Raw genomic sequence first — 8343 nt, 5'->3', positions numbered from 1 at the left:
GCCATCAAGGGTTCGCTGCAGCTCGGCATCCGTTCGATGATCGTGGGGATGCGGCCCGACAGCTCGCTCGTGCTGGCGGCCCCGGCCGATCTCGTGGTCAACACCGGCAACGGCTCGGCCGTGATCACCGCCGCCGATTCGGGGGTCGAGCTGCGCATCACGCCGCTCGATCGCGCCGACAGCGCGCAAGCCACGGTCACGGCGCACGCCGTGCGCATCGAACGCCAGGGCAACGCGCGGCACGTGACCGCCGTGGCCGTTGCCGATACTCTCCCACCACGCGAGGACAAGCGATGACGCCATCCACCAACATCCCGCGCCGCGGCTTCCTGGGGCGCCTGGGCGCCGCCGCCGCCCTGCTCACCAGCGCCGCGCTGCCCTCGGTGGCTCGGGCCGAGCGACTCCTCCGCGCGCCGTCCGCCGACCCCGACGCCTGGCTCGATGCGCTCAAGGGCAAGCACCGCCAGATCTACGACGTCCTCTCGCCGGAGAAGGCGGGAGACGGCGCCGCGTTCGCCCGCAACTTTCTCAACGCCAACAACGACGGCTACGGACTGGCCGACGCCGACGTCAACGTGGTGGTCTCATTCCGGCACCGAGCATTCGCCATGGGGCTCAACGACGCCATGTGGAACAAGTACGCGCTGGGCGCGGTCGTGGGCTACGACGATCCGAACACCAAGGCGCCGGCGGTGCGCAACACGTCGTCCGGTTCGGCCGATGACACGCGCAAGAACAGCGCCAGCCTGGCCGCGCTCCATTCCCGCGGCGCCGTGTTCACCGTGTGCGGCATGGCGATGGGGTTCTTCTCCGGGGAAGCGGCGCGCAGGGCAGGGGCCGACGCCGCCACGGTGCTGGCCGATTTCCGGGCCAATCTGGTGCCGGGCGCCGTGGAAGTGGTGGCCGGCGTGATCGCCGTGAACCGCGCCCAGGAGCGCGGCCTCAGCTACGTGTACGTGGGGTGAACGCGCCGCCGCGCCGGATCCTCCTGGCCGACGCCGACGCGTTCTTCGTCGCCGTGGCGCGCATGGTCGATCCGGAGGGCGCGGGCAGGGAACCGCTGCTCATCGTGGGCGGCACCCGCGCCAGCCGCGGCGTGGTGTGCTCGGCGTCGTACGAGACGCGCGCGTTCGGCGTGCGGTCGGCCATGCCGATCGCCCGCGCGCTCCGTCTGTGCCCCGACGCCGTGTGCGTGCCGGTGCCGCGCGCGGCGTGCGCCGAGAAGAGCCGAGAGATCCGCCAGGTGCTCGACCGCTTCGCGCCCGTGGTCGAAGCGGCGAGCATCGACGAGTGGTATCTGGACCTCGCCGGCACCGAGGGGCTGTACCGCCACGAGCCGTTGGCCACGACGGCGCAGCGCATGCGCGACACGATCCTCCGCGAGACCGGGCTCGGCGTGTCGTTCGGCGGCGGCACGTCCAAGCTCGTGGCCAAGCTGGCGGTGGAGCACGCCAAGCCCAAGCCGCACAACCAAGCCACCGGCGTCCACGTCGTGGCGCCCGGCGGCGAAGCAGACTTCCTCCGCCACGTGGCGCTGGCCGAGATCCCGATGATCGGCCCGCGATTCCAGGAGCGGCTGGCCAGGTTCGGCATGCGCACCGTGCCCGACGTGCTGCCGTACGACGTGCAGACGCTGGCCGGCTGGCTGGGCGATCGTGAAGGGCAGTGGCTGTTCGACCGTGTGCGGGGCATCGACCAGCGCGACGTGGCGCCGCGGCTCGGCGCCAAGAGCATCAGTCGCGACGAGACCTTCCCGGGCGACCTCACCGACGAGACGGCCCTGGGTCGCGAGTTGCTGGCGCTCGTCACTCGCGCCGCCGCCGATCTGCGCGCCGAGGGACTGCTCGCGCGCACGATCACGGTGAAGATCCGGGACCACGATTTCCGCACGCGCTCGGCCAGCCGCACGGTGGAGCTGGGCGTCATGAGCGACCGCGTGATCCTGGCGTTGGCCCGGCCGCTGCTGTCGCGGCTAAGCTCGGCGCGGCGGGTGCCGGCGCGGCTGCTGGGGGTGGCGCTGTCGTCGCTGGCCGAGGACGACGCCAGCGATCAGCTCACCCTGTTCGACCTGCAGCGGGAACCGGCCATGGAGACGGATCGGGACCGCGCCGTGGCGCGCGCCGTGGATCAGGTGCGCGCCCGGTTCGGTCCCGATGGCATCGTACCCGGCGGTCGTTAGCGCCGGGCGCTGCGGGTCAGCTGTCGAGCAGGCGCTTGGGGGCGCCGCGGTTGTCGTCGTACACCACCGAAGTAGCCGGCGCCGAGCCTGCCGGCAGCGACGCTGCGGGGTGGATCGGCGACACCTCGTCGGCGTTGACCGAGTCGCCCACTTCCTTGATTCCGCGCTTGAACTCGCGAATGCCCTTGCCCAGCGACGCGCCGATCTCGGGAATGCGCTTGCCGCCGAACAGCACGAGCACGATCAGCAGAACCATGATCAGTTTTTCTGGCCCAAAACCTTCGAACATCTCTCCTCCGCCGCGCGTGCGCGCGAATGGGGCGACGCAGGCCCGGCATCGCTTCGCCGGGACGCTCAGTGCTCGCCGCGTGCTGTAACATATCAGACCAGCGAACGGCGTGCACGGTGCGCCGTGGGCGGACTTAGCGGATTCTTCAGCTAAACAGCCGGTTAGCGCGGTTGCTGCTCGTCCGGGTGGTCGCCGGCGGCAAAGGCGGGGGTCGAGTCACGCGGCTCCAGCAGGTACTTGAGCGGATCCACGTGCCGGCCGTTGACCATCACCTCGAAGTGTACGTGGGGGCCGGTGGCCAGCCCGCTGGAACCCACCGTGGCGATCACCGCGCCGGCGGCCACGTACTCGCCTTCCCCCACCAGCACCCGCTGGCAGTGGGCGTACAGGGTGATCACGCCGCCGCCGTGGTCGAGTTCCACCAGGAGCCCATCGCCCAGCCGGTGCCCCACGAACGTCACCCGCCCGTCGGCAGGCGCCGTGATGTTCGTGCCCCGTGGCGCCGAGATGTCCACCCCCTCGTGCGGGCGGAACAGATTGAGAATCGGATGCCAGCGTGACTCCGCGAACTTGCTCGTGATCCGTCCGATCACCGGCAGGATCACGCCCGCCGCCGGTTCGCCCACCGACGCCGTGTTGGCGCGCCCGACGCGGTTCACCAGGCGCGTCACCAGCTTGGGGCCGTGGGCCACGTTGGCCGTCACGGCCGCCAGCCGCAACGCCGAGTCGGCGCGCGACTGCGACGCCTGCAGGCTGTCGCTCAGCGTGACGGCCAGCCGCTGCACCTGGGCCAACTGCTCCGCGGTGGCGTTCACCTGCAGGGCCTCGATCATGGACCACCCGGCGTAGCCCACGAACGCCAGCATCGCGGTGGCCACCAGCGTGCGCACCTGCCGCATGTGCACGCGCACGCTCCGCGTCTTCCCCGTGGGATGGGGAGGGACGAGGATGATCGTCCAGCCGCGGCCGCGGCTGTCGGGGGTGGAGTGGGTGGCCACGGGAACGGGTCAGCCGGCGTCGCCGTTGTAGGCGGTCCGGAGGTGCGGGGCGGGAGCCGGCGACGCGCTGGCTCCCTGGCGTCCGTTGGCCGCCACGGGATGGATGGACATCCGTCCCTCCACGCGGCCTCCCTCCTGGATCATGATCGCCGCGGCCTCGACATCGCCGGCCACGGCGCCGCTCGCCTGCAATTCCACGCGCTGGACGGCGGTCACGTTGCCCGTGACCGTCCCGCCGATGATCACCTCGCGCGCCGACACATCGCCCACGATCGACGCTCCGGTGGCCACCACCACCACGTCGGCGCCCCGGATGTTCCCCTCGAGGCGGCCGTCCACGCGCAGCGTGCCGTCGGTCTCCACGTCGCCCCGGACTCGCATCTGGGCGTCGAAGATCGAGTAGCCGGTGGCCGCCGGTTCGCTGGTCGGCCCGTGGCGCTTCTGAAAGAGGCTCATGGGGTTGGAGGGTGCGGGTGGAGGACCCAACTTCGCGCCAGGATGGGGGATTCGCCAGCACGAAGTCGGTGACGCCGGCCACCGCTGCCAACCGAACAAATTCCGAAGTAGCGCCCCAACCATGCCGTAGGGAAGTTCCTTGGCATGCGGTACAGCTCGCTGTCCGATCCGGAGGCCCTGCTCCAGTTCGCCCGCAACCTTGGCGAAGGGCTCTACATCACGTCCATGGACGGGCAGATCCTGGACGCGAATCCGGCCTTCCTGTCGATGCTCGGCGTCCAATCGCTGGACGAATTGGCGCCGTATCGCGCGGCCGACCTTCTGGTGGACCCGAGGCGGCGCGAGATGCAGCGCGAGATGTTGGCCCGCGACGGCATGGTAAGGAACTTCGAGTTCGACCTCCGCCGGCCCGACGGCCAGGTGCGCACCGTGCTCGACACGAGCTACGTGGTGCGGGATCCGGAATCGGGGCAGATGTACTACCACGGCGTGCTCATCGACATCACGGCGCGCAAGCAACTCGAAGCCGAGCTGGTGGAGATGAGCACGCACGACGCCCTCACCGGGGCGCTCAACCGCCGGTACCTCGACCAACTGGACGACCAGTTCAAGCGCGATCCCGCGGGACGGTGGGGCTGCATCTTCGTGGACATCGACCATTTCAAGCAGTACAACGACGAGTTCGGCCATCAGGCGGGGGACCGGATCCTGGTGCGCATGGCGCGGTTCCTCATGCGGCACGTGCGGGCCGAGGAGGCCGTGGTGCGCGTGGGCGGCGATGAATTCGTGGTCATTCTGGTGGACGCCGACGAGAGCCAGGCCGACGGCGTGGTGGAGCGGCTGCGGCAGTCGGGAGAGCGGTCGGCGCCGGTGCCGTTCTCGCTGGGCTGGGCGGCGCGCCGGCCCAATGAATCGCTCACGCGCATGATCGACCGCGCCGATCACCGGCTGCTGGCGGTGCGCGTGGTGGAGCGGCGATCCGATCCGCGGGGCCGGCAGCACCTGTAGGCGGCGATTGACCCGGGGCGGGCGCCGCGACATGCTTGGTCGGCCCTACCCCGATCGGAGATCGTCTCGTGTCACTGTTCCGTCCCGCGCGCGGCTTGGCCGCGCTCGCCGCCCTGCTGGTTGCCGCCGTCGCGTCCCGCGCCGCGGCGCAGCGGCCCGGCGCCTATTCCATCGCCTACCGGATCGCGATGCCCGTTCCGGCGTCGCATTTGTTCGACATCCAGATCGACGTTGGCGGGCTGGCCGCCGACACGCTCGCGCTGCAGATGCCCGTGTGGTCGCCCGGCCGGTACGCGCCGATGTTCTTTGCCAAGAACGTGCAGGACTTCACCGTCACGACGCCGTCGGGGCAGCCCGTGCGGTGGGAACGCACCGATGGCTCGCGCTGGCGCCTGTCCGTGAAGGGGCTGTCCGCCGTGCGCGTGCGCTACCGCTCGTACGCCGACGCGCCCATGTCGGGCACGTTCAGCGTGCTCGACACCATCCACGCCACCTGGAACGGCCCGTCGCTGTTCATGTACGTGGAGCACCACAAGCCCGACCCCGTGTCGCTGCACGTGGTGCTGCCCGCCGGCTGGCACATCATCAACGGCGACGCGGCGGTGAACGATCAGGTGGACTACCGGTTCGAGAACTACGACCGGCTGGTCGACACGCCCACCGAGGTGTCGCCCACGTTCATGGTGGACAGCTTCCGGGTGGACGGCGTGCTGTACCGCACGATGGTCCATCACAACGGCCCCACCACGCCCGACGAGCGGGCGCGGTTCGTGGGCGACGTGAAGAAGATCGTGACCTATGAGAACTCGGTGTTCGGCCCGCCGCCCATCCGCATGTACACGTTCCTGTTCCACATTGGCTTCCCGGGCGGCGACGGCATGGAGCATCTCTTCTCCACGCAGATCGCCGACCGCCGTCCCTGGGTGGACACGGCCACGGTGCTGTCCGGCGTGGGCACGGCGGCGCACGAGTATTTCCACGTGTGGAACGTGAAGCGGGTGCGGCCGATGCTGCTCGGGCCGTTCGACTACACGCGCGAGCGCTACGAACCGAGCCTCTGGGTGGCCGAGGGGTGGACGCAGTACTACGGGCAGATGGCGCTGCACCGCGCCGGCATCACCGATCAGGCGGAGATGCTCGACGCGGCGGCGGGCATCATCCAGCAGAACCTCACGGCGCCCGGCCGCAAGGAAGTGTCGCCGCGCATGGCGTCGTTCGAGGCGCCGTTCTGGGACGGCGCGGCCACCACGCAGCCGAACAATCGCCAGCAGGTGTTCCTCACGTACTACACCCAGGGCGCGGGCCGCGCGCTCTACCTGGACCTGTTCATCCGCGAGCGGACCCACGATCGGCGCACGCTCGGCGACGCGTTCGACAACCTGCGCAAGCGTTCCTGGGACCAGCCCAACGCGTCGTACTACCTGCAGGGACGCGGGTACACCGAGGACGACGTGGAGCGCGCCGTGAGCGAGGCCGCCGGCGTGAACATGCACGACTGGTTCGACCGGCACGTGGGCGGCACCGACGACGTCGATTTCGACAGCGTGCTGGCCGGCGCCGGGCTCAGGCTGGATCGCGCCGGCGCGCGGTGGACGATCGAGCTCGTGCCCGATCCGACGCCGGAGCAGCTCAGAATTCGCCAGGGATGGCTCACCGGCAACAAGGGGTAGATCGCATGGAACGGCGGGATTTCATTCGCACCGCGCTGGGCGCGGTGGCCGGCGGCGCGCTGCTGCCGGGGTTGGCGGCGGCGGAGTGGCGCGGGCGCGCGGACAGGCTGCGCGCGATCGGGCTCCAGCTCTACACGGTGCGCACCGCGATGGCCGCGGACGTCGAGGGCACCCTCGCCGCCGTGGCGGCGATCGGCTATCGCGAAGTGGAGTTCGCCGGCCTCTTCGGCCGGTCGCCCAGGGACGTGCGCGCGATGCTCGGCCGCCATGGGCTCGTAGCTCCGTCGTCGCACGTGGCCGTGCCGGCGGCGATGGACGAGTGGAAGCGCGACCTCGACGACGCGCTGGTGCTCGGCCAGTCGTACATCGTGTGCCCGTGGATCGACGAGAAGGACCGCACGACCGACGGCCTCAAGCGCGTGGCGGCGCGGTTCAACGCCGCGGGCGCGGCGGCCAAGCAGGCCGGTCTCCAGTTCGCGTACCACAACCACGATTTCGAGTTCACGCCCGTGGACGGCCGGTTGCCCTACGACCTGCTGCTGGCCGAGTGCGACCGTTCGCTGGTGAAGATGGAGATCGACATCTACTGGATGGTGAACGGCGGACAGGATCCGCTCGCGTATCTGGCGCGGGATCCGAGCCGGTTCCCGATGGTGCACGCCAAGGACCGCACCGCCGACGGCAAGATGGCGGACGTGGGCGCGGGTCGGATCGACTTCCCGAAGATCCTCGGCGCGTTCGAGCGCGCCGGGCTCACGCACTGCTTCGTGGAGCGCGACGACGCGCCGCAACCCATGGCGTCGGCGCGGGCGAGCTTCGCGTATCTGGACCGGCTGACCTTCTGACTCGGGGCGGCGTGGCGCGCGCCCGGCGCGTCAGTCGGCGGCGGTCTCGGTGGTGGGCGGCGCGCTCGCTTCGGCGCAGGCCGACACCACCTGCCGGACGAGGTCGGCCGTGGTCACGACGCGCGCGTACTCGTCGGGCACGTACGGCTTGCCCAGCGTGACGCTCTCGCGGCGGAAGCGCATCAGGCTGTCGCGGCGCCGGCTGGCGCGCACGTGCACCTCGGACACGCCGGCCTCGGTCACGATGCGGGCCACGTTGTGGTCGCTGATCCCGCCGGCGGCGGTGATCGTGCCCCGGCCCTCGGAGCGCCAGGCGAGGGCGGCCAGCGTCTCCAGCCCTTCGGCCGCCGTGGGGGCGCCGCCGGAGGTGAGCACGCGGTCCACGCCCAGCGCGACGAGGGTGTCGAGCGCCTCGAACGGGTCGCGCACGAGGTCGAAGGCGCGGTGGAACGTGGTGGACAGCGGGCGCGAGGCCTCGACGAGCAGGCGCGTGCATCGATCGTCCACCGATCCGTCGGGGAAGAGCGCGCCGAGCACGATCCCGTCGACGCCGATCTCCTTGGCGAGCGCGATGTCGCCCAGCATCACCCGCACCTCGTCCTCGTCATAGAGGAAATCGCCGCCGCGCGGGCGAATGAGCACGTGGATCGGAATCCGCACGCGTTCGCGGGCGAGGGCGATGAGCCCGGCGCTCGGGGTGGTGCCGCCTTCGTACAGGTTCTCGCTGAGCTCGATGCGCGACGCGCCCCCGGCTTCCGCCGCGAGGGCGGACTCCACCGAGTCCACGCAGGCTTCCACCAGCACGCCGGAGGCTATGGTCGGGTTCGAGATGGGGGTGACGGACACGGACCTAAGACTTCCTCTTTGATCGCGTTAACGCAAGGTATGGGTAGCGAAA

General features: G+C 70.6%; 9 protein-coding genes and 1 pseudogene. 6 read left to right on the top strand and 4 right to left on the bottom strand.

Annotation, left to right across the window (positions count from 1 at the left end; genetic code table 11):
* The 3 genes from VNE60_04185 to VNE60_04175 all read left to right on the top strand — a co-directional run.
* On the top strand, positions 1-297 hold a 297-nt coding region (locus VNE60_04185), incomplete at its 5' end, for a hypothetical protein (GenBank protein ID HVB30708.1).
* Complete coding sequence (locus VNE60_04180; GenBank protein ID HVB30707.1) at positions 294-965, top strand: hypothetical protein; 672 nt, start codon at positions 294-296, stop codon at positions 963-965. The genes VNE60_04185 and VNE60_04180, both read left to right, overlap by 4 nt.
* Positions 962-2179 carry a DNA polymerase IV gene (locus VNE60_04175; protein HVB30706.1) on the top strand — a complete coding sequence of 406 codons (1218 nt, stop codon included), beginning with the start codon at positions 962-964 and terminating at the stop codon, positions 2177-2179. Before VNE60_04180 ends, VNE60_04175 begins: the two co-directional genes overlap by 4 nt.
* A 142-nt stretch (positions 2180-2321) precedes the next feature.
* On the opposite strand, the pseudogene VNE60_04170 reads toward VNE60_04175, so the two are convergent.
* The 3 genes and pseudogenes from VNE60_04170 to VNE60_04160 form a co-directional block, all read right to left on the bottom strand.
* Positions 2322-2468, bottom strand: a pseudogene (locus tag VNE60_04170) (twin-arginine translocase TatA/TatE family subunit).
* A gap of 161 nt (positions 2469-2629) precedes the next feature.
* A complete protein-coding gene (locus tag VNE60_04165; GenBank protein HVB30705.1) occupies positions 2630-3466 on the bottom strand; it encodes a M23 family metallopeptidase in 837 nt (278 codons plus the stop codon).
* A gap of 9 nt (positions 3467-3475) precedes the next feature.
* Positions 3476-3922 (bottom strand): polymer-forming cytoskeletal protein, encoded by a 447-nt coding sequence (locus tag VNE60_04160; GenBank protein ID HVB30704.1) that lies wholly within the window; start codon positions 3920-3922, stop codon positions 3476-3478.
* A gap of 144 nt (positions 3923-4066) precedes the next feature.
* On the opposite strand from VNE60_04160, the gene VNE60_04155 reads away from it, so the two are divergent.
* From VNE60_04155 to VNE60_04145, 3 genes are all read left to right on the top strand, one after another.
* On the top strand, positions 4067-4930 hold the full coding sequence (locus VNE60_04155) for a sensor domain-containing diguanylate cyclase (protein HVB30703.1): 864 nt from the start codon (positions 4067-4069) through the stop codon (positions 4928-4930).
* A 68-nt stretch (positions 4931-4998) separates the two neighbouring features.
* Positions 4999-6600: a hypothetical protein gene (locus tag VNE60_04150; protein HVB30702.1), complete on the top strand. Its 1602-nt coding sequence runs from the start codon at positions 4999-5001 to the stop codon at positions 6598-6600.
* A 5-nt stretch (positions 6601-6605) separates the two neighbouring features.
* Entirely contained in the window at positions 6606-7445 is an 840-nt protein-coding gene (locus tag VNE60_04145) for a sugar phosphate isomerase/epimerase (protein HVB30701.1), read from the top strand.
* 30 nt (positions 7446-7475) lie between these two features.
* Here VNE60_04145 and VNE60_04140 read toward each other — a convergent pair whose 3' ends face one another.
* Positions 7476-8291, bottom strand: a complete 816-nt coding sequence (locus VNE60_04140; GenBank protein HVB30700.1) for a copper homeostasis protein CutC — start codon at positions 8289-8291, stop codon at positions 7476-7478.
* Between the last annotated feature and the right edge of the window lie 52 nt (positions 8292-8343).

The sequence above is a fragment of the Gemmatimonadaceae bacterium genome (genome assembly GCA_035533755.1).
GTDB lineage: Bacteria > Gemmatimonadota > Gemmatimonadetes > Gemmatimonadales > Gemmatimonadaceae > JAGWRI01.
The sequence above is the reverse complement of the archived record's forward strand: the minus strand, read 5'-3'. Positions and strand labels throughout refer to the sequence as shown.